This window comes from Acidimicrobium ferrooxidans DSM 10331 (assembly GCF_000023265.1).
GTDB lineage: Bacteria > Actinomycetota > Acidimicrobiia > Acidimicrobiales > Acidimicrobiaceae > Acidimicrobium > Acidimicrobium ferrooxidans.
The window spans coordinates 2,108,709-2,132,315 of record NC_013124.1 but is presented as its reverse complement, the minus strand read 5'-3'; the positions used below and the strand labels follow the sequence as shown (position 1 = coordinate 2,132,315).

Here is a 23,607-nt window from a genome sequence, read left to right as displayed (position 1 = left end):
GCTCGGGCACATCAGGCGAGGCCCGCGTCGAGGAGTTCGAGGATCTGCCGGGCACGCTCTCGGATCGCAGTGAGGTCACCGAGTCGATCGAGGTTGTGCAGGAGCGGGGCCATGCGCGGATGGTGAGCAAAGCGTTCACGGTGTCGGTCGAGAAACCACCAATACAGCGTCGTGAAGGGGCATGCGCGATCTCCCGTGCGCTGACGAGGGTCGTACTCACAGGATCGGCAGTAGTCGCTCATACGTCGCAGGTACGCACCTCCCGCGACGTAGGGCTTCGTTGCCATGACGCCGCCGTCGGCCCAGAGGCCCATTCCGATCACGTTCGGCACCATGACCCACTCCGCTCCGTCGACGAAGCGCTCCCACATCCAGTCGAGCATCGCGGCCGGCTGGACGCCGGTGAGGGTGCCGAGGTTCGCCAGCACCATGAGTCGTTGGATGTGGTGGACCCAGCCATGGCGCTCGACCCCTTCGAGCGTCGTTCGCACGCAGCGCATCCTGGTTCGTCCGGTGGCCAGCGCTGGCGGCAATGGTCGCTCAGCACCGAGTGCGTTCTGACTCCGATACGTGGGGCCCTGCCACCAATAGAACCCACGCACGTACTCACGCCACCCGATCACCTGGCGCAGGAAGCCCTCGGCGGACGAGAGTCCGACGCGACCGTCCCGAAAGGCGCGTTCGACAGCCTCGACAACCTCGTGCGGGTGGAGGAGGCCGAGATTCAGGGCGACGGAGAGCATGGAGTGCGCGAGGCGCGGTTCGTCAGCCAACATGGCGTCCTCGTACGGTCCGAAGCGACTAAGTCCCTCGTCGATGAAGGCGCGCAGGCGTCGCAGTGCTCCGACCCGATTGGTCGGCCACCAACCCTGGGGTGGGTCTCCGACAGCTTGATCCGGCAGTGAGGCCACGATACGCACATCGAGCTGATCGAGCTGATCGACGATCACCGTGGGCCATGCAACCGGGGCTCGTGGCGGAGGCAGTCGGTTCTCCGAGTCGAAGTTCCAGCGGCCTCCGGCGGGTCCGTCTTCGTCCATGAGGATGCCGAGGCGCCGACGCTGCCAGCGGTAGAACTCCTCCATGCGTGGGCGACGCCCACGCTCAAGGGTCTGAGCGATCCACTCGCCGAACTCCTCGCGCGTCGTCAGGAAGAGGTTGGATGCAACGAGTTCGACCCCAAGCCGGCGAGCCAGCGCCTCGCCAGCGAACGACTCCGGCGCCATCATGCGCACGGTCTCAGGTCGATAGGAGGCGCGGTGGGCCGCGAGACCCTCGGTGAACGTGTCGGCCTCTCGCTCGTCGACACGGAATCCCTCGGCTCTCAGCTCGGCTGCGAACCGCGCCATCCCCGCGAGGATGGCGTGCAGACGCTGGCGATGCCATGGGCGGGCGGCCAGCTTGGCTCGGCTGACGACGAACAGCACGACCGTCGACGACGGGTCTGCCCCCTCGAGTGACGAGATCGATCGGTTGAGTTGGTCGCCGAGGATCCAGACGGTGGTTGGCCGTGTTCCCACGTCCTCAGTCTGGTGGCCGGCGGCGGCCCCGCCGCCTCGAGCGTCACATGCGCCGCACGCCGACTACGAGCCATGCGCGGCCGCAACGATGGCGGCCTCGGTGCTTGGTGGTGCGATCTCCGTGGCTCGAAGAAGCGCTGGTTGTCCAGAGGCCGCCACCCCGCGTTCTGGTGCGCCGATGAGGCAGACTAGGCCGATGGTCGTGGGGCATCGAGGGGCCCGCAGCTGGTGAAAATCCGGCATCAGCGCGCGTGGTGGTGTGGGGGTGCGCGCCGACCGAGCACGGCGCAGCGCGAGAACGTCGAGCAAGGTCCCGGCCGAACCCGTCGGCGGGTCGTCCATGGACATCGTCGCTGGCATCGCAGCTCTGCAGTGGTGCGGCTGCCCTCGTTCCCGAGGGCCAGTAGAGGGAAGGAGGGACCTGTGGTGCGAACCGGTGTGAACCGCCGAGGACCAGCGCGATTCGTTTCGCTGCGGAGGGTCTACCGACCCGTGGGAGTGGGCCAGGCGACGCCGCAAGAGCGTCGCACGAACGCCATCCTCACCGCTGCATCCAGGGACTCGTGTCGGGCGGCCCGCGCCGTTACGCCGATCGTGGCGTTGCGACGGTCGTGCGTCGTGAGCGCGACAGTCGTGTGAGAGGTTCGTAGGCTGTGCAACGTGGCGCGGTCTCGATCCGGATCGATCCCTCGGGGATCGGTCGTCGTGGCTCGTTCACGTCGCAGCCCAACCAAAGGTGCCGTACCCGCCAAGGTCTGCGCGACGTGTGGTCGAGTCATGACTTGGCGACGCCGGTGGGAGCGGACCTGGGATGAGGTCCGCTACTGCTCCGATGCGTGTCGGCGAGCAAAATCCCGTGCCATCGACGTCGCGCTCGAGGGTGCGATCTGCGACCTGCTTGTCGGGCGGCGTCCAGGTGGCTCCATCTGCCCTTCCGAGGCCGCTCGGGCAGTCGGAGGCGACCGGTGGCGCGAACTCGTGGAGCCGGCCCGTGCAGCGGCTCGACGTCTGGCGACTCGCAACGTCGTCGAGATCACGCAGCACGGTCGGCCGGTCGACCCCGCGACGGCGCGTGGTCCGATCAGGATCCGGTTGAGCACCCAGCAGGCCCCACCTCCGGAGGCGTGATCGCTCAAGGCCTTGAGCGCCCACCGCAGGAACGCACCTGCCTCGCGGTACGGCTCCAGGCGACCAGGTTTCCGTCGGTTTCGCGAAGGCTCAGCTGATCGGGCCCGACACCCGTCCGTGGATGCGGCCGAGCGGTCGCCTCCGCGACGCGAGCGTCCCGCGTGCTCGTCGGGGCAGCTCAGGCCCTGACCATCGGCGGAGCGACGTCCGCGGTCCGCAGTCCATCGTCGCTCGTGAGGCGACCTAGGCGCAGCAGGACAGGTTCGCGACGTCCGTTGTGAAGCTCTGTGCTGCGAGCCGAAGCGCCTCGGAGGCCGTGAGGTAGGGTGCCCACGTTGTCGCGAGGTCGCTGATCGTGAGATTGGTGCGGAGTGCGAGCACGGCGCTCTGGATGACTTCGGCTGCGTTCACGCCCCAGAGGTGCACGCCGAGGAGGCGCCCACTCGTGCGTTCTGCGACCATGACGGCCAGGCCCTCGGTCGCGTGCTCGACGATTGCACGTGGGAGATCGGCGAACGAGAAGGTGGTCGACTCGGCGTCGTAGCCCTGGTGTTGTGCCTCGTCGAGCGTCAGACCGACCTGGGCCAGGGGCGGATCGGTGAAGACGACGGCGGGAATCGCGCGGTCGTCGAAGTGCTCGTCACCGTCGGAGAGGGCGTTGCGGGCTGCGAGCGCGCCCTGGGCGGCAGCGACGTAGACGTACTGGGGTCCGCCGGTCACGTCGCCGGCCGCCCAGATGCCTCGATTCGACGTACGCATGGTGGCGTCGACGACGACTTCCCCGCGGGCCCCGAGTTCGACGCCGACCGTCTCCAGCCCCAGATTCTCGGTGGTGGGGCGCCGACCCACGGCCGCGATCACCCGATCGACCTCCACCTGCGTCGCACCTTCTGGTCCTTGCAGCTGGAGGAGCCACCCTGAGGTCGTCGCCTGTGCAGAACCGACCGTGGTCGTGAGCGCCACGGCGACACCGGATGCGCGGAGGTGCTCGACCAGGGCTCCTGTCAGTTCGAGCGGCGCACTCGCGACAGCCTGGGGAGTGCTCTCGATCAGGTGGACCCGGGCTCCGAGCCCGCTGTAGGCGGTCGCGAGTTCGAGACCGATCGAGCCGGCGCCGATGATCGCGACGCGAGCGGGAATCTCGAGCGCCGTGAGAGCGTCGGTGGAGGTCCAGAGCTCCGCTGGGTCGAGACCGTCGACCGATGGCAGTACCGCATGGGCACCGGTTGCGATGATCCAGCGGCGCGCGGTGAGCTCGTCACCGCCGACGCTCACCGTCTCGTCGGACACGAAGCGCGCAGTACCGTAGCGTACGTCGATCCCCATCCGCTCAGCGAGATCGCGGTACTTCCGCTTGACGAGGCTCGAAACCACGCCGCGAACCCCGGCAGCGAGTTCGTCGTGGTCGATGGGGAGTGTCTCGGCTCCGAGGCCCGGGTACGCCGATGCGGCGAGGCTTCGGCGGTGTGCCGCGACGAGCAGTGCCTTCGAGGGCACGCAACCCACGTTCACGCAGGTGCCGCCCAGCGCATCGCGTTCGATCAGGACGACCGAGGCGCCGCGTGCGCGAGCCTCGAGCGCGGCGGCAAAGGCGGCTGAGCCAGAGCCGATGATGCCGAGATCCCAGGGAGCGGATGCGTGAAGGGTGCTCATGACCATGTCCTCCTCCTACACTCGGTGTGTCTGGACATCAGTCTGCGCCTTCCAGCTAGCTGGAATCTTGTACCCGCGGATTCAGCTATGCTTCAGCCATGAGGATCGGCGAGCTCGCAGAACGAACCGGCGTGCCCTCGAAGACGCTGCGATTCTGGGAGTCGATCGGGGTCTTGGCCGAGCCTCCTCGCGATGCGTCGGGCTACCGCGTGTACGACGATCTCGCGATCGGCCGCATCGAGTTCGTTCGTGCGGCGCAGACGCTGGGTCTTTCGCTAGGGGAGATCCGCGAGATCCTGGCGGTGCGGGACCATGGCGAGGTTCCGTGCCGTCATGTGGCGACGCTGCTCGAGCGTCACCGTGCGCGGGTCGAGCAACAGATCGCCGGTCTCGTGATGCTCCGTGACGAGCTGGAGATGGTCCTCGGGCGAGCTGCGTCCCTGCGACCGGAAGACTGCCCCGAACGCGAGGTGTGTCACCTCGTGGTCGCGCGCGCCGTTCCGACGACCGAGGTAGACACCGCACAGAGCGCGACGACGTCCTAGTCGGTCGTGACAAAGACCACTGGGCGGTGCGTGACCACGGAGCGCTGACGTCTGGGTTGCGAGCCGGGCCTAGCCGTTCGGGCGAGGTCGGTCGGCGCATGAGCGTTGCTGCTTCCGTGAGGCGCTCAGGGCGACTCGCGACGTCCAACGTGCATGATGCCCTCCAGCATGCACGATGCAGTGCCCTGACTCCCCGTACCAATTAACCAAGATTGCAATGTTCATCATTTGGTGATGTCCGTCGGCCAAGTTGCAACATTGCAAACGCTGGTCCTGGGTCATCAGGGGGTGGTGGTGGCGCTACATTTCGTTGTGTGAACAACGGCGAAGGACAACGTTCCTGGTCGCTGTTCGCAACGATAGGACTTGCACCGCAGGTCGTGACTGAGGCCTGCTGGGCGCTGCTGGCGACACAGCCGGAGCCGATCGTTCCGGACGAGATCGTCCTACTCGCCACGCGTGTCGGTGCCGATCTGGCGCAGCGGCTCCTCGGCGAATCCGGGCGGCTGGCTCGCCTCTACCAGGAATGGGCCCCCGGCGTGAAACCACCGCGTGTGTCGCTGTCGACCATCGAGGCGTCGTCCGTCGCGATTCCCGCCGAGGACGTCGACTCCAACGAGGCGGCCCTCGCCTCGGGTGAGGCGGTGTTCGCGCAGCTCGCCGAACTGGCCAAGGACGACAGCCAAGGGATCCTCGCCCTGCTCTCTGGCGGTCGTAAGACCATGGCCTATCACGTGGGGTTGGCGTTCTCGCTGTATGCGCGGGCGGGCGATCGACTCCTGCACGTCATCGTCCCTCCCGCCTACGAGCGGGCTCCCTCGTTCTACTACCCGAGTCGCGAGCAGGGCACGATCGTGAACCTCGACGGCGTGCGCCTCGATGCTGCCGCGCGCGTGGTCACGCTCATCGACGTCCCCTATGTTCGCCTGAGCGCGTTTCGCCAACTCCTCGGCGTCGGCGCCGAGCTTGCCCTGAGTGTTCGCGCGGTCAACGATGCGCTCAATCCGATCCTCACGCTCGAGACCGTCGGGTCGATGTCGCGATTCGTCTGGGGAGGCGTTCCCCTCGACCTCCGTCCGTCGTCGACCCTGCTCCTGAGCTTGCTGGTTCGTCGCGTCGTCGAGGGCGATGGCTGGCTCGCCGCTCCCCGCGAGCGCCAGCGCGACCAGGCGCTCGGTGCGGAGCTCATCGAGCTTGCTCGAGCCATCGATGTTCGGATCGACCGTCGGACCATTCGGGCCACGAGGTCGGGCGTCGATACCGCGTGGCTGCGCCCCCGTTTGTCGAGGTTGAATTCGGAGTTGAACGAGCACGCGCGTCACGGTGTGATCCCCATCAGCCTCTTCTCGGCAGGGAGGTCGCCTCGCCGCTACCGGATCAGCATCGATGCCCGCCAGGTCGATCCGGAGATCGTGCGTCGCGTCGGGCGTAGGCCGAGCCCAGCTGCTGCGGTGCTCAACGACCGTTGACACGCTGAACTGCCCGTTCGGCGAGATCGTCGCGGCCGGTTCAGGTTCGAGGTTTGCGATGCCGATGGCCACGGCATGGTTTCATTTGCACGTCATGCAGCGAGGTTGTCGAGGGCAACGCGCGTGGCTCTTGCTCTTGGCCTCGTTGCCGGTGGCATCGCGAGCGTGTTGGGAGCACAGACAGCGCTGACGGCAGCCGCGACCGCGTTCCCGGCGACACCTCCTGGCGCGGTGAGCGGTCCGTTCCAGGTCCGTGGCAACGTCATCGTCGACGCAGCCGGAGCGCCCGTGTATCTCCACGGCGTGGACTGGCCGAGCCTCGTGTGGAATCCGGATGGCCAGTGGGCCAACGCGAGCCAGTCGGGGGTCAATCCGAATGAGTTCGTCGCGATGGCCAAGCAGTGGGGTGCGAACGCCGTCCGTATCCCGGTTAACGAAGCCTTCTGGCTGAAGGGTTCGCCGGAGTACGCCCCTGGCTACATCGCAACCGTCGAGTCGGTCGTGTCGCTCGTCGAGCACAACGGCATGATCCCGATCATCGATCTTCACCGGGTGATCGGGGCCGACTCGGTGACCGCGACACCCTCGGCCAACCCCGCGTGCGCCCCGGACGTGCCCAGTGAGACCTTCTGGCAGCAGGCCGCCTCGATCTTCAAGGGTGATCCGAACGTCATGTTCGAGCTCTACAACGAGCCCCACGACATCCCATGGTCCGTGTGGCGCAACGGCGGGGCCATCACCTGTGCCGATACCGGCCAGTCCTACACGGCCGTTGGCGAGCAGCAGCTCCTCGATATCGTGCGCGCGACCGGCGCCGAGAACGTGGTGATCGTCGACGGCAATCACTGGGCAGGCAACCTCGCGCCGATCGCCGAGTGGGGCCTCGCTGGTGCGAATGTCGCCTATGGCTTCCATCTCTACGTGCACGAGAGCACGCCCACCACCCCGTCGCAATGGAGCGCATCGCTCGGAACCGTGCCGTCGCTCGCCCCGGTCGTCGCGACGGAGTTCGGCGTGCTGGGGTGTGCGACCCCGTATCCGACCTCCACCGAGCAGTCGATCGTCGACTACCTCGAGCAGCACGGCATCGGTTGGACCGCGTGGGGCTGGTTCGCCGGACCCAACGGCGGCAGCTGCAGTTTTCCGTCGCTGATCGCCAACGAGCAGGGAACCCCCTTCGACGGAGGGGTCGTGGTCCAGCAGCAGAGCCTGGGCCTTGCCAGTGGTGCGGTGCAGGCGAACGAGCCCGCCGCGCCCTCGGTGACGACGGCGTCGGGCTCGACGGTCTCGGTGCCCGCGCTCGGAGCGCTCGGTCAGGCCTATGCGGTCGTCGACGAGACGGCGGGCTCCGGGTCGCTCGCTCTCACGCCCGTGGGGGCCGCGTCCCCGGAGACGATCGCACTGAGTACGGGGCAGAACCTCGTGCCGCTCGTCCAACCGGGCTCGGCCGTCGAGACGAGCACCCCCGTGGCGCTCACCGTGCCTCAGGGTGCAACCCTCACGGGTGTGATCGACGAGCCTTCGATCAGCGGCGTCGCGACGCCCATCGCCATGGCGGGCACGTCGGGTGCTGCGGCCTGCACGCCCCAGGTGCGATGGGGGAACGCCACGATCACGCAGACGAGTGCCGGTATCAGCGTCACCGCAACGAGCGGCTATCCGGCTGTCGAGCTCGTGGGGCCGAGCTGTGCGCTGAGCGGTGCCGACGGCTACACCGTGTCGGTGAGCTCACCCACCGGGGATGCGCAGGTGACGCCGTTCGCACTGTCCTCCTCGTACCACGCCTCGTTCCTGCCTGACGCAACCGTGGGCCAGCAGGCCACGACCCTCGCGCTCGGTCCGGGGGTCGGAACCTCGCCCGTCCTCGGTCTCCAGCTCGATGCGGCTACCAGTCCCGAGACCATCGTGATCTCGAACCTGACCGGTTGGGCCCCGACGACCACCGTGGCAGCCTCGACGATGCAGGCAAGCACGGTCTCCTCGTCCACCTCGACGACTTCGTCGACCTCGACGGCCTTCGCGCCCTACGTGGACATGACCCTGCCGCCGACCGGCACCCTCGCCCAGCTCGGCTCCGAGTCCGGCGCCAAGGCGCTCACGCTGGCGTTCATTGTGAGCTCGAAGGGCACCTGCTATCCGAGCTGGGGCAACTACTTCCCGGTGGGCCAGAACAACGGCCTCTTCCGCAACGAGATCGCTGCCTACCAAGCCGAGGGTGGCACGCCCATCGTCTCCTTCGGCGGTGAGATCAACCAGGAGCTCGCCCAGGTGTGCTCCTCGCCCCAGGCGCTCGCCCAAGCCTACGAGACCGTCATCAACACCTACCACGTCTACAACCTCGACTTCGATATCGAGGGTTCGGACCTGAACGACCAGGCCGCTGTGAACCTGCGCAACCAGGCCCTCGCCCTGGTCCAGCAACAAGAAGCAGCGCAAGGCCACCCAGTGAGCGTCTCCTACACGCTGCCGGTTATGCCGTGGGGTCTGCTCGCGAACTCGCTGTATCTGCTGAACTCGGCGAAGACCTACGGTGTCGACGTGTCCAACGTCAACGTCATGGCGATGGACTACGGCATCCCCCAGGCCCAAGGTGCGATGGGCACGATGGCGATCGAGGCCGCCCAGGCCACCGAGCAACAGCTCGCCTCGATCTGGTCGAACCTGTCCACCGCCCAGCTCTGGCAGATGGTCGGCGTGACCCCGATGATAGGGCAGAACGACCTCTCGGGTGAGATCTTCACCACCCAAGACGCCCAGCAGCTCGGGGCCTTCGCCGAGCAGGTTGGCCTCGGCAGGCTCTCGATGTGGGAGATCCACCGCGACGTCGAGTGCGCGAACAACGCCGACGAGGACTCGAACTACTGCTCCGGCACGACCGAGACCCCGTGGCAGTTCTCGCAGATCTTCGAGCAGGCCGCCGGTGGGTCACTGCCCGCTCCGTCGGATCCCACGCCACCGCCGTCGGATCCCACGCCACCGCCGTCTAACCCGACGCCCGCTCCCACCAGCCCGACGACGCCTGGCCCGATCTCGTTCTCCTCGGGCTCCTTGGCGGGCACCGCGACGGTGACCTCCACGTGGTGGGGTGGTGGTCAGGTGGACGTGACCATCAAGAACACCGGCACGGCTCCGGTCTCGGGATGGACCCTCGGGTTCACGGTGCCCTCGGGTGAGAGCATCGGGAGCCTCTGGAACGGCACGGTCTCCGGTTCGACCGGCACCGTCACCGTGACGCCGGCGAGCTGGAACGGCACCATCGAGCCGGGCGCGAGCATCCAGGTGGGCTTCACGCTCAACGGTGGGCCCGAGAACGGCGTGTTCCCCTCGAGCTATGAACTCAGTGGGTCGTCGACCGCGAGTGACCCTGCGCCGACGACGCCGACACCGACGCCGACCTCGTCCGGCCAGCTCACCGCCACCGCGACGGTGACCTCGACCTGGTGGGGTGGTGGTCAGGTGGACGTGACCATCAAGAACACCGGCACGGCGCCGGTGTCGGGATGGACCCTCGGGTTCACGGTGCCCTCGGGTGAGAGCATCGGGAGCCTCTGGAACGGCACGGTCTCCGGTTCGACCGGCACCGTCACCGTGACGCCGGCGAGCTGGAACGGCACCATCGAGCCGGGCGCGAGCATCCAGGTGGGCTTCACCATCCAGTCATCGGCGAAGTCTGCGACGCTGCCGACGACGGTCAGCGTCAGCGCCTAGCCCGACGCGAAGGAATCCGATGCTGCCGCGGACGCTCGCACGACGACGCGCCACGGCAGCATCGGACAGGCGCGTTGGATTCGCCACGGTCCGACGTCGCGCTCACCGACGGTGATCGCGGGGTCGGCCGAGGCGATCACCCGGCCCTCGAGATTCTCGAGAACCCAGGGGAGCTGGCGTCCTGCCGGTGTCGCCACGAGGAGTCGGAAGATGGCGTCGAGGCTGAGGTCGGCGCCGACGATGCCGGCCGGCGCGCCGGGGGCTGGCCTCGAGACGGTCACGACCATCAGGTTCGTCCCCGAGCGATCGAGGTAGGGCCCGACCAGGTTCAGTGTGCCTGATTGGAGGGGCTCGAGGAACCATGGCTGGTGCTCGACGTCGTAGAACGTGAGCGACGTCGGCTCGAGGGCGACGAGTAGCTCGCTCGTGACGGTTCCACGTCGCCACCACCACCAGAGGCTGTCGGCGCGTCCGCCCGCTCGAATGACGCCTGCCCCGAGCACGATGGAGCCCGGTCGCGATAGCTCGCGGCGCACGAGCACTTCGACGGCGTCGTGGGTCGCTGCCTCGTGAGCGAGATCGTCGAGCAGCGCTCGAACGTCGCTCATCGCAGTCGCGAGCGTGCCGATGAGCTCGTCGAGCACGTCTGGTGGGCTCATCGCTGGCCGTCCTCATGCGTCGTGGCGATGAGGGTGGCATGCACCCATCGCGTCATGCGCTCTGCGTGTCGCTGCGCGCGTCGACCGGCTTCCTCGCTGGTTCCCTCGGCGACCGCCGCCACGAGGCTGCCGAGTGACGCCAGCATGGCGCTCCTCTCGGTGTCGGAGCGGAGCTGAAGGAAGCCTCCGAACCAGAGGAGACAGTCGAGTTCGACCTCGAGGAGCTTCGTCGACTGTGCCAGTGCAACCAGTTCGAGATGGAGTTGGAGCTCATGCATCAGAGAGAGTTCGTCGAGCATGGTCGCAGCCAGCGAGAGCGCCAAGCGTTCGCCGTCGGTGGCGCGCTCGGCCGCGAGGGTTGCGCTCCTCGTGAGGATCGCTGCATGGAGGTCGCCCTCGTCGCGAACCTCGGAGGGACCGAGTGTGCGAAGCCGTGCGATCGCGGCGGCGCGCACGGCCTCTGGGTCGGCGGTGACGACCGATCCGCCTTGGCGGCCTCGGCGCGTCGTGATCGTGCCGCGGAGCCGGAGGATGCCGAGCGCAGCCCGCAGCGTGGTGAGCGAGATGCCGAGCATGCGGGCAAGGAGCGCTTCGGGTGGCAGGCGTGAGCCCGTCGGAAGGAGTCCGGCCGCGATGGCGTGGTCGAGCCGCTGGACCACCTGGTCGACCTTGTCGGTCTCGTGCAGCGATGAGAACGGCACGTGCGTGAGCACGTGCTCGGCGGCTCGAGGCATCGAGATGACCCTACCAAATCGTCGTGTGAGTGCACCTCGAGAGTGCTTGACAGCACACTGGAAAGGATCTAACATCTGATTTCAGGTGTTTTAGGGAGGGAACCGATGGACATCCAGCATCGCAGCGACGACGCCGCGAGGCCAGCCACGGACGAAGCCTTCGTCGAGTCGTGGCGCAATGCGGCCTACAACTGCTACTCGTCCGGGCACAAGTTCTGTCGGGAGGTGTGCCCCGTCTACCAGGTCACGCGCGACGAGACGTACCTTCCCACGGCGTTCCACGCGAACATCGTCGCGATGGAGCAGGGCCTGGTCGAGTTCGAGGACGTCGCTCGCGACTACGTCAACTGCACCATGTGCGGTGCCTGCGAGCTCCGGTGTCCGAACACGCTGTTCGTCGGCGACTTCTACCGCTTCCGCACGCGCACGGTCGACGTCGTTCGTGCAGCGCGCACGCTCGCCGTCGATCGAGGTGTCGAGGAACCTGCGTGGTCGGCGTGGAACGCGGCAACCGATCGCGATCGCCACGAGCCCGTGGTTGCCGAGGTCGGCGTGGAGCTCTCCAGGGCGTGGGCGAGTTCGTTCGACCTTCCGTTCGGAGGTGACACGGTGCTCTTCGTCGACTGCGAGGCCGCCTTCTACCGCACGAGCCTCCCACAGGCCGTCGCGTGGCTCTTCAAGGCCGCCGGGGAGCCGATCGGGCTCCAGCCAGAGCCCTGGTGCTGCGGCGGACCCGCAGCTGAGATGGGCTATGCGGATCAGGCGCGGCGGTTCGCCGAGCACAACGTGGCCGATTGGCGGCGAGCGGGTGCGCGACGCATCGTGGTGCTCGATCCACACGACTACATCTCCTTCACGGAGGACTACCCCCGTTACTTCGGCGACGACTACGACGTCGAGGTGGTCCTCGCGTTGGATCTCGTCGCGGGTTGGGTGCGCGAGGGGCGCCTCACTCCGACGCTCCCCATCAACACCCGCGTGACCTACCACGATCCCTGTCGACTGAACAAGCGCAAGGGGATCTGGGTTGAGCCCCGTGCGCTGCTCGCGTCGATCCCGGGTCTCGAGTTCGTCGACGAGGATCGGGTGACCCAGTGGAGCTACTGCTCGGGAGGCGGCGGGGGGCTCGCGATCGCACGCCCCGAGGTGACGGCCGAGCTCTCGCGTCGGCGGGTGGCGCGCGCGGCGGACCTCGAGGTCAACGCCGTCGTGACCGCCTGCCCCTGGGCGGAGCGGCCGCTCTCGAACGCGGGCGCCGAGCGGGGCATGGCGGTCATCGACCTGCTCGAGCTGGTCGCGATCTCGTGTGGTGCGCCCATCGAGGTGCCGGGGTGGGTCCGATGAGCCTCGCCGTGGGTCTCGACGAGGGGCTCGTCGCCGAGCTCAGCGCGATCGTGGGTCCCGACCGCGTTCGTACCGATGCGGGGGCGCGCCTCGCGCGCACGCGCGTCCCGGCGCCGTTTCCGGTCCATCGGTGGCGGGAGCACCTTCCGCAGGTCGTCGTGCTGCCGCACACCACCGAGGAGGTATCTGCGATCCTCGCGCTCGCGAACGAGCGGCGCGTGCCGGTCGTCGCGCGCGCTGGCGGCACCGGACTCACCGATGGTGCGGTCCCCGAACACGGCGGCATCCTGCTCGACATGAAGGGCTTCGGCCAGATCTACGAGATCGATCCCCTGCGTCGCACCGCCACGGTCGGGGTGGGGGTCAACATGCTCAAGCTCAACGAGGCGCTCGCCCCGTTCGGCTTGTTCTATCCCGACGATCCGGCGTCGTACCCGACCAGCCTGGTGGGCGGCAGGATCGGCACGAGCGGCTGGTCGCTGATCGGCGCCCGCTTCGGCCACACCCGCGATCTGGTCCTCAGTTTCCTGTGTGTCCTGGCAGACGGGCGCGTGGTGCGCATCGGTGACGGTGGCGGACCGAAGATCTCGAAGAGTTCCACGGGTCTCTCGCTCAAGCAGCTGTTCATGGGCCATCAGGGCACGCTCGGGATCGCCACCGAGGTCACGCTGAAGCTCTACCCGAAGCCAGAGGCCGAGCTCTCCCTCTTCTGGGGCTTTGCACGCTACGAGGATGCCCACCAGTGCGTCGACGCCCTCGCTGGCGCCGGGGTCGCAACGTTCGCGGGCGCCGTCCTCTTCGACGAGGCCAAGGTCGCCTACCTGCGCCGCGACGACGAGGCCTACATCCCCCAGCCCGCCTCGGTGCGCTCGGTGGTCTGTACGGCCTTGTATGGCTGGGAGGACGAGGTGCGCGCGGGTGGGCGACGGCTCTGGCGCATCGCCGCCGACCTCGGCGGACGCTACCTCGGCGACGAGATCTCCCAAGGCGACTGGGCCTCACGCCACGATCGCTACGCAACACCGCTCCATGGGCGCCGACTCGACGGCACCGTCGTGCCGATGGGGTGGCATTGCGAGGACGCTGCCCTCAATCACCCGGAGATTGTCTCCGTCACCAGGCAATGGCATGCGATCGTGGAGGAGCTGCGACGTCGCTACGACGCCTTCGACGACTGGGGTACGTTCGCCTACACCAGCGCCGATACCGGCGTCGACTACCTCGTCGAGATCGACGTCGGTATCTGGGAGCAGGTGCTCGACGACGGGATGTGGGACGCGTGGGTCGAGGCCAAGCGAGCCATCGCTCGGGTTGCCGTCGGCGCCGGGGGGTCGATCTCTGCCTGCCACGGCGCCTGCCGCGCCGGCGATGTCGACGTCGTTCCCGAGGAGCTCGAGGGAAGCCTGGCCATCATGGACGCGATCGAGGAGGCACTCGATCCGCACGGCATCTTGAATCCCGGCAAGTACCATTTCCGCAAGGGGAACGTGTTCCAAGGGGGCCAGCTGTGAGCTTTCGCTCTCGCGACGAGTTCGACCTCCCCACGCCACGGCGGATCACCGATGTGGTCGTCCAACGCTTCGAGCACGTGTTCGAGGTCGATCCGCGACTCATGGCCCCGTCGGTCCCCCAACAAGCCATCCCGCGCTGGGACCTCACCCGTATCGTGACGGCCCGGGGCGAGTACCTGGCCTGGATGCATCGCCACTTCGCCCGAACGGTCGTCAACGGATCGGAGCTCGGCGAAACGTCCGTGTCACCAGGTGCAACGGAGGAGTAGGATCGGGCCAACGCTCAGACAGGGGGTGAGCGTGGAGCGAAGGAGGGGGATTGCCAGGACGATGTCGAGGAGCCGGGTGCGCGATCGTGCCCACGCACCGAGTTGCGACGGAGAGGTCGCCGTCGCTTGAATCCGCGCCGCGCAGATGGCGGCGCATCCGTCGGATGATGACTACGAAGCCAAGGGGGGAGCATGCCTGAAGGACCATGGGAGGACGAACTCGCCTCCCACCATCACCACCACGATCCTGACGCCGCGAGGCTCGCAGAGCTTGGTTATCGCCAAGAGCTCGACCGCGTGATGACGCTGTTCGAGAACTTCTCGGTCGCGTTCTGCTACCTCTCACCGGTCGTCGGGGTCTACTCGTTGTACGCGCTCAGCGTGGGGTCGGCAGGGCCTGCCTACCTGTGGCTCATCCCCGTCGTGGTGATCGGCCAGCTGTTCGTCGCGCTCGTCTTCGGCGAGCTCGGCTCGAGTTATCCCATTGCCGGGGCACTGTTCCAGTGGTCGAAGCGCCTGCTCGGCAACGGCTACGGCTGGTGGGTCGGATGGATGTACGGCTGGGCGCTCATCATCACGGTAGCGAGCGTGGACACCGGCGTGCCTGGGTACTTCGCCTCGCTCGTCAACAACGTGTTCGGCACCCACTGGGATGGCGCGGCTCCGAATGACATCCTGCTCATCTCGACCGGGTTCCTCGTCGTCCAGACCGCCTTCAACATCTTCGGCGTTCGCTTCCTCGGTTCGATCTCGCGGATCGGCACGTGGTTCGAAGTGCTCGGTACCCTGGGCGTCGCGGTGATCTTGTTCTCCGTGGCGACGCACCACTCGTTCTCGTATCTGTTCTCGAGCGCTGGGACGACGCACGTCGCAACGAATCCGCTCGGGGTCAACTTCATCGGGCACTGGTGGACCGGTGCGGCGTTGATCGCGATCCTCGGTCCGGTCTACATCTTCTATGGGTTCGAGAGTGCGGGCGACGTCGCCGAAGAGGTCGTCGACGCGCAGCGTCGCGTGCCGCGCGCGATGGTGAGCGCGCTCGTCGTCGGAGGGCTCGTGTCGATGATCCTCGTCGCAGCACTCGACCTGGCGATCCCGTCAGGGCCGAAGGGCCTCGCGCTCGCGGCGACGGGGGGCGTCCCTGCGATCTTGAGTGCGGCGATCTCGTCCAAGCTCTTCCAGGATCTCATCTTGCTCGTGATCACCTTCGCGTTCTTCTCGTGCGGCACGGCGGTGCAAGGCGCAGGAGCTCGTCTCGCGTTCTCCTACGCCCGAGACCACGCCGTCCCGGGGTGGCACTTCATCCGCCGCATCTCGCCACGCCGTCGCACCCCGGTGGGCGCCATCTTGATCGCGGCCATCATCCCGGAACTGCTGTCGTTCCTCGTGCACTTCACCCCGTCGAAGCCGATCCACATCGGCTTCATCACCTATCCAGCACACGTGAACGCCCTCTCTGCGCTCGTGAGCTTCGGTGTGTCCGGCATCTACATCTCGTTCCAGATGGTGGTGCTCGCTTACCTCATCGCACGGTTGCGAGGGTGGCGTCCAGAAGGTCCGTTCCAGCTCGGCCGCTGGGCCGTCCCGGTGGCGGTGCTGGGGCTGATCTACGGCGTGGCGATGATCGTGAACATCGTCGCCCCCACCGGGCTCAACTCACCTCGCGGCGCACTGTTCAACTTCGACTGGCTCACGCTGCTCGTCGTCTTCGTCATCGTGGTGATCGGGGCGGTGTACTTTGCTATCGCCCGGCCGCACATCTCTATCGCGGCCGCCACGGCGAGCCGTGAGCTCGACCAGACGGACGGCGCTGCCACCCCCGTCGAGCAGTCGTAGCGCGGACCTCGAGGGCACCCGGCACGAGACCGGGTGCCCTCACACGTGTGGGAAGGTGCGAAGGCGAGCTTCAGTCTGTACCGCGGGCACCGTCGCGGCGACGGGGGGCGCCCATGAGCCGTCGCCGCAGCTCGGGGCGAGCTACCATGTGCTCATGGCGAGGCAGCTCACAGCACCAGCGAGATGGGTCAGTCCGAACGGAGACTGGGACTGGATCGCGGGTCGGCTCGGGCCGTTCGGCGGTGGTTCGATCACCTCGGTGGTCCCGGCTGGCTTTGGGGCCTATGCCCGGATCCTTCATCCCGTCGAGGAGCCAGAGGCGGATGGCCGGTTGGTTCGCTGGTCGGACGTCGCTCGGTGGGCCGGTACGACGCTCCGTCCCGACGCCCAGTTCCACTCCATCGCGTTCCCACGGGTACGTCCTGAGGCGCCGGCACCGTGGCGCAGCCAGGGGCCAGCGCGAGGCAGGCTCGCTCGTCCCGACGCGGACGCGCTCGCCAGACTCCTGCGCGAGCACACGTCGACGCCGGAGGACTGCTGCTTCGGCCTCTGGGACGGCTACGGCTTTGGCGGCATGCTGCTTGCAGCACCCGGCGCGGTGCCAGAACCGCTGCCCGATCCGATCCCGGCAGCCGTGCGCGAGGGACCTCGCCTGCACCTTCCCGAGCGCGATTACCTCTGCTACGTGGGTCCTGTCGAGGCGATCAGTGCCACCCGTGGCCTCGGCCGATACCAGACCGCCAACCTGGCGTGGCCCCGCGATCGGGCGTGGTTCGTCGCATCGGAGATCGATCTGCCTTGGACCTACGTCGCAGGGAGCGCTGCACTCATCGATGCCCTGCTCGCGGAGGTCCATCTCGAGGCGCTCCCTGCTGTTCCGACCGATCCGGTCGTCCGGGTCGAGCCGTGGGTCGTCGACCTCGTCGGGCGCGCGGCCGTCGAGCTGAAGGAGGCCGGCCACGTGGCGATCGAGACGACGATGGGTACTGTCGAGGCCTGGCTGGAGCATTCGAGGCGGGGGCGCTCGGCGGCCATCCGCATCGAGTCCGTGTGCGACGACGGCACCCACGGCAGTCATTGGATGGCGCTGCGTGAGCACCAGGACCCAGACGTGATCCGCAGTGTCCTCGAGGATGCGGTGGTGGGGCTCGTCGAAGGGTCGTAGCGGGGCGCGCGTGTGCTCGCGGTGTCGGAGTTCGCCAGCGATGACGGCGCTACCTCGCGCACCGTCGTCGGGTCCGGGCTCGCCGAGCGTGCGACCCGGGCGTGTGACGGGGACCGGGATGCTTGCCGTGACGGTGGGAGCCATACGATCGACTCAGCGTGTCGAGGCGGGGTCGGAGCCGCTCGCGCTGACAGCGGCGCTGGAACGGGGCCGGATGCTCGCGGTGACGGTCGCGGACAGCCCGCTCGTCTTTCGACGTCGACAGGTGCCGACCACCTGTCCCGAGCAGTCGATGGCCGCCGTCCGATCGTGGGCGCGGACGACGTCGTCGCCTCAGTCGTCGTCGGGCGCTCGGTCGACGTCAACCACCGTGCCGTTCTCGAAGTCGACCGAACCGGCCGCGTAGTTCCACACCACCTCTGGCTCACCGTCGTCGACCGTGGTCGTGATGGAGCCCGGGGCGCCCCACAGCGCCTCGACCTGCGACTCGGTCGCGCCGTAGGGGATCCAGGGAGCGTCGCCGCCATCGCTCGTAGGTGCGGGAGCTTGGCTCGTTGCGGCCGGTGTCGACGGCGCGGGTGTGGTCGCAGCAGGCGGGGGTGGAGCCGACTGGGACGGAGCAGATCGGGCTGCCGGAGTCGACGTGGGGGCGACCACGCTCGCGTGGCTCCAGAGGTCGTCGAACCACGCGAGCGCCAGCGCATGCACCGTCGGGTTGGCGGTGATGACGCCGACCTCGCGGTTGTCGTTCATCGACACGACGGAGAAGTTCTGCGATCCGACGAAGGTCGCGTCGGCGGTCACGATGAGCTTGGCGTGGACGTAGGGATGCGTGAGCGTGCGCACTTGGACGCCGGAAGCCGCGAGCGCGGCCGCTCGCCGTGCGGCCGCCGCGCCGAGGGGACCCGCGACGAGGAGACGTGCCTCGGGGCCGTCACGTTCGAGGGCGCCAGAGAGCACAGGAGCGTCGCCGAGCTCTTCTGCGGTGACGGCGATGGGCCCGGTGTGGAGAGCAACGACGCGATCGCCGGCTGCGATCCTGGCGAGACCACGAGCACCGCCCGCGGACCGGGCCCGACGGGTACGCCACGCCAGTCGGCGCGAAAGATCGCTGCGAGGGCCGTGACGATGCTCGGGCTCGAGGTCTCGATCGCATCCTCGGCCTGGTCGTTGCCGAAAGCTGCGGTGGTGGCGTTCTGAGAGCCGAGGATCGCGCGCTCGCGCGCGCTGCCTGGGTCGACGACGAGGTACTTGGCGTGGTCGAACGCGTAGGCGCCCTCGAAGCGTCGAGGCGCCTCGCGCACGAGCACACCGCTGCCAGCGAGGGCGGTGGTGGCGATCCTCGGTGCTGCTGCGTCGTCGTAGGGATGACCGTCGATGATCACGTAGACGGCCACGCCTCGAGCAGCGGCGTCGCGGAGTGCGCCCAGCACCTCGGGGCTCGTCAGCAGGTACTCGTTCAACTCGATGACGTGGCGAGCACCGTCGATGGCTTGCATCCAGGGACCGATGCCCGAGCCGGGCTCTTGGAGCCACGTGGTATCGGAGGCGGTGAGGCGGACAGGTGCTGTGGGCGCTGGCGAGCGCTGCGAACGCGAGCGGGTCGGACTCGCGACCGAGCTCACCGCAACGGTCGGAGGACCGGCGTCGCTCGCGTGGTGGGCATCGGCCGTCGACGCACAGCGAGCAAGGCTCACGCATGCGGTCGCCACGGCGAGGAGTCGTGTCCTTGCCCCCGTGCTAAGGACGCGTGTTGCGCTCGGTCGACGAGTCCTCATCGTCGATGGGCCCCACCCGCCACGTGGTCATGGTAGCTCGCCCTCACCCGCCGGAATGGCGCGGCCCTCGCCTCCGGGCTTCTGTCGATCGATCCGAGCACTCGGGCCGATGGGTCGGGCAAGGCTCGATGAGGGAGAGCGGGGCGCCGTGGTGGCGCCCCGCATCGCGTCAGGGGGTATCCGTCGCGGTGGTACCAGTCTCGTCGGCCGTGCTGGGCGCAGCGCTCGGCGCGTGTTGCGAGTCGATGACGGCGTCGTTGCCCGCGACGAAGTGAACCTCGACGCGCTCCTCGCGACGCGCACGCTGCTGGTGGACGAGGGCGGCAAGGGCGCTCTGGTCGGCCGTCGTGAGCGGGGGAGGAGCCAGTGAGCGCGGCCAGAGGCGACGCACGAGGACCACGTTCAGTTCGGCCGCGTAGAGCGTCGCCTCGGTCGCGATCGAGAACCATGCGATGAGCCCGAGGACGATGCCGAAGACGCCGTAGGTCGCCGATGCGTGTGCGAGGTCGTGGGTGACGAGGACCCCGCCGATCTGTTGGAGGATGCTCCAGACGACGCTCGCCACGATGGCGCCCGTGACGAGGTCGCCAGTCGCGATCGCCGCCGGTGTGAGCAGGCGGAACCCGAGCACGTAGAGCCCAGCATTGGCAGCGACCGTGGCCACGACGATGACGACGGTGATGACAGCGGTGTGGCCGAGACCGGTTGCGAGGGCGGCGATCACCGAGGTTGCGAGCGCCCCGAGGCCGAGCACGGCGAGGATGCCGAGGTTGCGCAGCGTCCTCGGAAGAAAGCCAGGCCGATCGACGAGCGGAACGTTCCACACGTTGGCCATGGCGTTCTGGGCGGCGGACGCAACGCCCTGGGCTCCCCAGATGAGGCCGGCGATCCCGACGACGAGGCCGATGATCGAGTGCGACGCGAGCGCATGCACGCGAACTCGGCTTGCGAACTGCGCGCCGAGCACCGGAATCGACGCGATGGCACTGTGGGCGACGTCGTGGACGAGGTTCGGATGGTGGGCGAAGACGATGCTCGCAACCGTCACCGCCACGAGCAGGAGGGGGACCAGCGAGGCAAAGCCGTAGTAGGCCACGAGAAGCGCCCAGGTGGAGGCGTTGTCCTCGCCGAACTTGCGCACGATCGCAAACGCGATCGCGAGGAGCTTGTGGCGCTGTTGGAGGTGGTCGAGGCGGCGCATGAGCCGGGTGAGTCGCTCCATCCCCCTCGCAGTGTACGAGGTGATCGCGGACGAGTCCGGCAGGACCTCACCTGCAGGGCGGACCGTCGACCGTGTGACTCGGCCCGTTGGGCCCAGCGACGAGGGATTCGTCCCGGTACGATACCGAGGTCATCAGAGGTTCGCAGAGCGCGATGCCACGCCTCAGAGCCCCCGTTCTCGGCCAGCCGCCCGGTCGCGCACACCCTGCCAGGTGGTCGTCGGCTCGTGGCCGTCGTATCGGTGAACTCGAGCCGGCCGATCCCCGGAACCTCCCGCTGGCGCTGCGAGCGTGCGGTTGGCGAAGGCGGGGATGCGACGACCGGGTCGTTCGTCGTCTGAGGACCTCGTGAGCGACGGCTCGTGCGGTGCTCGTGCCACGGTGCTAGACCCACGAACGTGGAGCAGGCCCTCGGCGACAGCGGCGACACGGACCGAGTTGTGGTGGCGTGAGAGGTGCTGTCGTGATCGCGCACCGACGCACGCTGGGTGTCGGCCTCGCAGCCGCTCTCCTCACCATGGTCTATGGCGCTGGGCTCGCCACGGCCGGCGCTCGCCTGCCTTCGTCACGACTCGCTCCGCCGGTACGGCTGGACGTCAGCGTGCAGGCACTGCTCACGGGGTTGCCCCCGCAGGTGGCGGCCGGCGATCTCGATGCGCCGATTGCGATGCCACCTTCGGGCCAGGCGTCGATCGGTGCCGTGAGCGACCGGTCCGGTGTCTCGAGCCGCGCTGTCTCAGTGTCGTGCGCCTCTGGCTCGATGTGAGCTCATCGCCGCAGACCGAGCGGCAGACCGGGCGTGCGGGATCCTCGCACCACCCTGACCACGAACCCTCGAGCAGCCGGGCGTCACGTCCCGCGCGTCGTGCGAGTGCGATGAGGACGCACGCCGTGATGCCCGATCCACAGGAGGCGACGATCTCGCGATCGCCCACGGGGCCGAGGATCCTGCGTGCCGTCGCGGGATCTGGGAAGCGACCGGTCGCGGCCACCTCGTCGATCGGGAGCGAGCGAGCTCCAGGGATGTGGCCGGCTCGGGGGTCGATGGGCTCGCTCTGGCCGAGGTAGCGCTCGTGCGTCGAGGGGTCGCCACCGGCAAGCTGCCGAGCCGGTCGGGGATTGTTGCCCGCACGGTCGCGCTGGGGGCAACGCCGAAGGTGGCGAGGGCACCAACCACCGCATGCGGGTCGGGGATGTGGTGTCGACCAAGCTTGGAAGCGCGGTACGGACGGCAAACCACACAATGGTTCGATCCGAGACCAGTGCATCCTCGGGACATGCGGAGCTCGTGCGGCAAGGACTTCGGCCGATGTCGGTGGCTTCGGAGGCCCACGCATCGACGAGAACCGTCATCGGCTCACCGAGGACACTCTGTGAGGACGCCCAGGAGGCAGGGACAAGCCGCCGTCGATTGAACGTCGAACAGGAGATGGGCCGGTGAGACCACACTGTCTCACCGGCCCTGTCGCCATGACAGTCCGCTGGTCTACTCCAACTCGAGGTCCCGCAGCTCCTCGCTCTCGCCGTGGGGATCATGGTCGCGGAGTGCTGGATCGATGAGTGTTGGCTCATCGAGCACCTCGACACCAGCATCCTCAGGGTTGACGACCTCGCCGTGGATAGCGAGGTCTCCGACAGCGAGCACCTCATCCGGGTAGCGCAGTGGCACCACCAGACCCACGAGCTTCAAGATGACGAACGTCCCGACGGCAGATATGGCTATCACCGTGAGGCCAGCACCGAGCTGCAAGAGCAACTGGCCCGGGTGTCCGTAGAGCAAGCCGGTCACGGAAGACGACGATGTCTTACCGGTGCCGACGTACTCGATGACGTGTGGATCTGCGAGGATGCCGGTCAGCAGACCGCCGGCGAGCCCGGCCACCCCATGTGTGTGAATGACGCCGAATGCATCGTCTACCTTCCTGAACAAACCCTTTTGCGACCAAACGTTGAACGACCACCACACGATGAATGAGGCGATGATGCCAAGCGCGAGCGCCCCGAGCCCGTTCACGTATCCTGCGGCAGGGGTAATCGCCACAAGTCCGACGATCATCCCATTGATCGCTCCGCCGAATGTTGGCTTGCGATTGAGGCGCTTGGACGACATATCCATGAAGAGCCACGTCAATAGTGCCGCTGCCGTGGCGATGTTCGTGTTCAAAACTGCAGTCGCGGCATCAGCCCCAGCAAAGTAAGGATCACCGCCGTTGAAGCCATTCCAACCAAGCCACAAGATGCCGGCACCGATGGCCATATAGACAAGGTTGTGGGGCCGCTCATGCTCGCGGTCACGGTGCAGCCGAGGTCCGATGACCGCCGCGGCGACAAAGCCCGAGATGCCAGCAGAGAGGTGGATGACGTATCCGCCAGAGAAGTCGACCGCTCCCTTCTGAGCCCAGAACCCACCGCCCCAGAGCAGGAAGGCGTCGAGGCTGTAGACCACGGTCGACCACAGCGGCACGAAGATCAGCCAGGCTTTCAGGTTCATGCGGCCCCAGACCGAACCGAGAAAGAGGAGCGGTGTGATCGCTGCGAAGACGAACTGGAAATAGACCAAGGCCGATTGTGGGAACCGAAAGCTCGGCATGAGTCCGTCGACGAGTGGTATCGATGCCTGACTCTGCTCGGCGTGTGCACTCGTCGAGAGGCCGGGATGTCCGAGGAAGGAACCCCAGAGACCGCTGCCAAGGTGAATGGGAGACCCGAAGGCCATGTCGAATCCCCAGAGCACCCACACAACGAGTACTGCAGAGAAACCGACGAACGCCATGGTCATGATATTGACAGCCCACTTCTTCGGCGCAAGACCCGCATAGAGTACTGCGAGCCCAGGAATGGACATCAGCCCAACAAGAGTGGCCGCAGTCAACTGCCAAGAATTATCGCCGGGATGCAGCCAACTCGCGTACGGAAGTAACGCTGCTATCACTCACTCCCCCTTCCAAAGCCCAAAGGATGCGCGACATGGTATGAGCTGCATCGGTCGTTCTGCAATGATGATTGTTACAAACTCGCGACAAGGCGATCGAGAGGGCCGCGTGTGCTGAAGGAGTCGTCAGGGAATG

At 67.5% G+C, this 23,607-nt stretch carries 19 protein-coding genes and 1 pseudogene; 10 read left to right on the top strand and 10 right to left on the bottom strand.

Going from position 1 to position 23,607, the window contains the following annotated elements; translation table 11 throughout:
• Positions 1–11: 11 nt before the first annotated feature.
• Both AFER_RS10425 and AFER_RS10420 read right to left on the bottom strand, forming a co-directional pair.
• On the bottom strand, positions 12–1,520 hold the full coding sequence (locus AFER_RS10425) for a cryptochrome/photolyase family protein (protein ID WP_015799390.1): 1,509 nt from the start codon (positions 1,518–1,520) through the stop codon (positions 12–14).
• 63 nt (positions 1,521–1,583) lie between these two features.
• Positions 1,584–1,862, bottom strand: a complete 279-nt coding sequence (locus AFER_RS10420; RefSeq protein ID WP_143712044.1) for a hypothetical protein — start codon at positions 1,860–1,862, stop codon at positions 1,584–1,586.
• A 363-nt stretch (positions 1,863–2,225) separates the two neighbouring features.
• Here AFER_RS10420 and AFER_RS13045 point away from each other — a divergent pair, with 363 nt between their 5' ends.
• The gene (locus AFER_RS13045) at positions 2,226–2,648 is read left to right on the top strand and encodes a DUF2256 and DUF3253 domain-containing protein (protein WP_015799388.1); all 423 of its coding nucleotides are present in this window, start codon (positions 2,226–2,228) and stop codon (positions 2,646–2,648) included.
• Positions 2,649–2,891: 243 nt separating this feature from the next.
• Here AFER_RS13045 and merA read toward each other — a convergent pair whose 3' ends face one another.
• Positions 2,892–4,301: a mercury(II) reductase gene (gene merA, locus AFER_RS10405; RefSeq protein ID WP_041663831.1), complete on the bottom strand. Its 1,410-nt coding sequence runs from the start codon at positions 4,299–4,301 to the stop codon at positions 2,892–2,894.
• A gap of 98 nt (positions 4,302–4,399) precedes the next feature.
• Between merA and AFER_RS10400 the strand changes: the two genes are divergently transcribed.
• From AFER_RS10400 to AFER_RS11370, 3 genes are all read left to right on the top strand, one after another.
• Positions 4,400–4,846 carry a heavy metal-responsive transcriptional regulator gene (locus AFER_RS10400; protein WP_015799386.1) on the top strand — a complete coding sequence of 149 codons (447 nt, stop codon included), beginning with the start codon at positions 4,400–4,402 and terminating at the stop codon, positions 4,844–4,846.
• A 314-nt stretch (positions 4,847–5,160) separates the two neighbouring features.
• Positions 5,161–6,315: a CRISPR-associated ring nuclease Csm6 gene (csm6, locus tag AFER_RS10395; RefSeq protein ID WP_015799385.1), complete on the top strand. Its 1,155-nt coding sequence runs from the start codon at positions 5,161–5,163 to the stop codon at positions 6,313–6,315.
• 123 nt (positions 6,316–6,438) lie between these two features.
• Positions 6,439–10,023, top strand: coding sequence for a cellulose binding domain-containing protein (locus AFER_RS11370; RefSeq protein WP_015799384.1), 3,585 nt, complete (start codon positions 6,439–6,441; stop codon positions 10,021–10,023).
• Here the strand turns inward: AFER_RS11370 and AFER_RS11365 are convergent.
• Positions 10,020–10,682: a cache domain-containing protein gene (locus tag AFER_RS11365; RefSeq protein WP_015799383.1), complete on the bottom strand. Its 663-nt coding sequence runs from the start codon at positions 10,680–10,682 to the stop codon at positions 10,020–10,022. The two genes, AFER_RS11370 and AFER_RS11365, sit on opposite strands and share 4 nt — an antisense overlap.
• The gene (locus AFER_RS10380; RefSeq protein WP_015799382.1) at positions 10,679–11,416 is read right to left on the bottom strand and encodes a FadR/GntR family transcriptional regulator; all 738 of its coding nucleotides are present in this window, start codon (positions 11,414–11,416) and stop codon (positions 10,679–10,681) included. Before AFER_RS10380 ends, AFER_RS11365 begins: the two co-directional genes overlap by 4 nt.
• Positions 11,417–11,521: 105 nt before the next feature.
• Here AFER_RS10380 and AFER_RS10375 point away from each other — a divergent pair, with 105 nt between their 5' ends.
• From AFER_RS10375 to AFER_RS10355, 5 genes are all read left to right on the top strand, one after another.
• Entirely contained in the window at positions 11,522–12,760 is a 1,239-nt protein-coding gene (locus tag AFER_RS10375; protein ID WP_015799381.1) for a (Fe-S)-binding protein, read from the top strand.
• Positions 12,757–14,271: an FAD-binding oxidoreductase gene (locus AFER_RS10370; RefSeq protein WP_015799380.1), complete on the top strand. Its 1,515-nt coding sequence runs from the start codon at positions 12,757–12,759 to the stop codon at positions 14,269–14,271. The genes AFER_RS10375 and AFER_RS10370 overlap by 4 nt, the downstream gene beginning before the upstream one ends.
• A complete protein-coding gene (locus AFER_RS10365) occupies positions 14,268–14,540 on the top strand; it encodes a hypothetical protein (RefSeq protein ID WP_015799379.1) in 273 nt (90 codons plus the stop codon). Before AFER_RS10370 ends, AFER_RS10365 begins: the two co-directional genes overlap by 4 nt.
• A gap of 192 nt (positions 14,541–14,732) precedes the next feature.
• Positions 14,733–16,376: an APC family permease gene (locus AFER_RS10360; protein ID WP_015799378.1), complete on the top strand. Its 1,644-nt coding sequence runs from the start codon at positions 14,733–14,735 to the stop codon at positions 16,374–16,376.
• A gap of 154 nt (positions 16,377–16,530) precedes the next feature.
• Positions 16,531–17,541, top strand: coding sequence for a hypothetical protein (locus AFER_RS10355; protein WP_143712042.1), 1,011 nt, complete (start codon positions 16,531–16,533; stop codon positions 17,539–17,541).
• Positions 17,542–17,874: 333 nt separating this feature from the next.
• On the opposite strand, the gene AFER_RS11360 is transcribed toward AFER_RS10355, so the two are convergent.
• The 3 genes from AFER_RS11360 to AFER_RS10345 form a co-directional block, all read right to left on the bottom strand.
• Entirely contained in the window at positions 17,875–18,387 is a 513-nt protein-coding gene (locus AFER_RS11360) for a phospholipase D-like domain-containing protein (protein ID WP_049755502.1), read from the bottom strand.
• A complete protein-coding gene (locus tag AFER_RS10350; protein WP_049755500.1) occupies positions 18,342–19,253 on the bottom strand; it encodes a phospholipase D-like domain-containing protein in 912 nt (303 codons plus the stop codon). The genes AFER_RS11360 and AFER_RS10350 overlap by 46 nt, the downstream gene beginning before the upstream one ends.
• A 235-nt stretch (positions 19,254–19,488) precedes the next feature.
• Positions 19,489–20,541, bottom strand: coding sequence for a YihY/virulence factor BrkB family protein (locus AFER_RS10345; protein WP_015799376.1), 1,053 nt, complete (start codon positions 20,539–20,541; stop codon positions 19,489–19,491).
• Between the two features lie 461 nt (positions 20,542–21,002).
• Between AFER_RS10345 and AFER_RS12725 the strand changes: the two genes are divergently transcribed.
• Positions 21,003–21,305, top strand: coding sequence for a hypothetical protein (locus AFER_RS12725; protein WP_041661841.1), 303 nt, complete (start codon positions 21,003–21,005; stop codon positions 21,303–21,305).
• Positions 21,306–21,360: 55 nt separating this feature from the next.
• Here AFER_RS12725 and AFER_RS13040 read toward each other — a convergent pair.
• Positions 21,361–21,807 (bottom strand): annotated as a pseudogene (locus AFER_RS13040) (sulfurtransferase); the annotation flags it as partial.
• A 218-nt stretch (positions 21,808–22,025) separates the two neighbouring features.
• Positions 22,026–23,471: an ammonium transporter gene (locus tag AFER_RS10325; RefSeq protein WP_015799374.1), complete on the bottom strand. Its 1,446-nt coding sequence runs from the start codon at positions 23,469–23,471 to the stop codon at positions 22,026–22,028.
• Positions 23,472–23,607 lie beyond the last annotated feature (136 nt).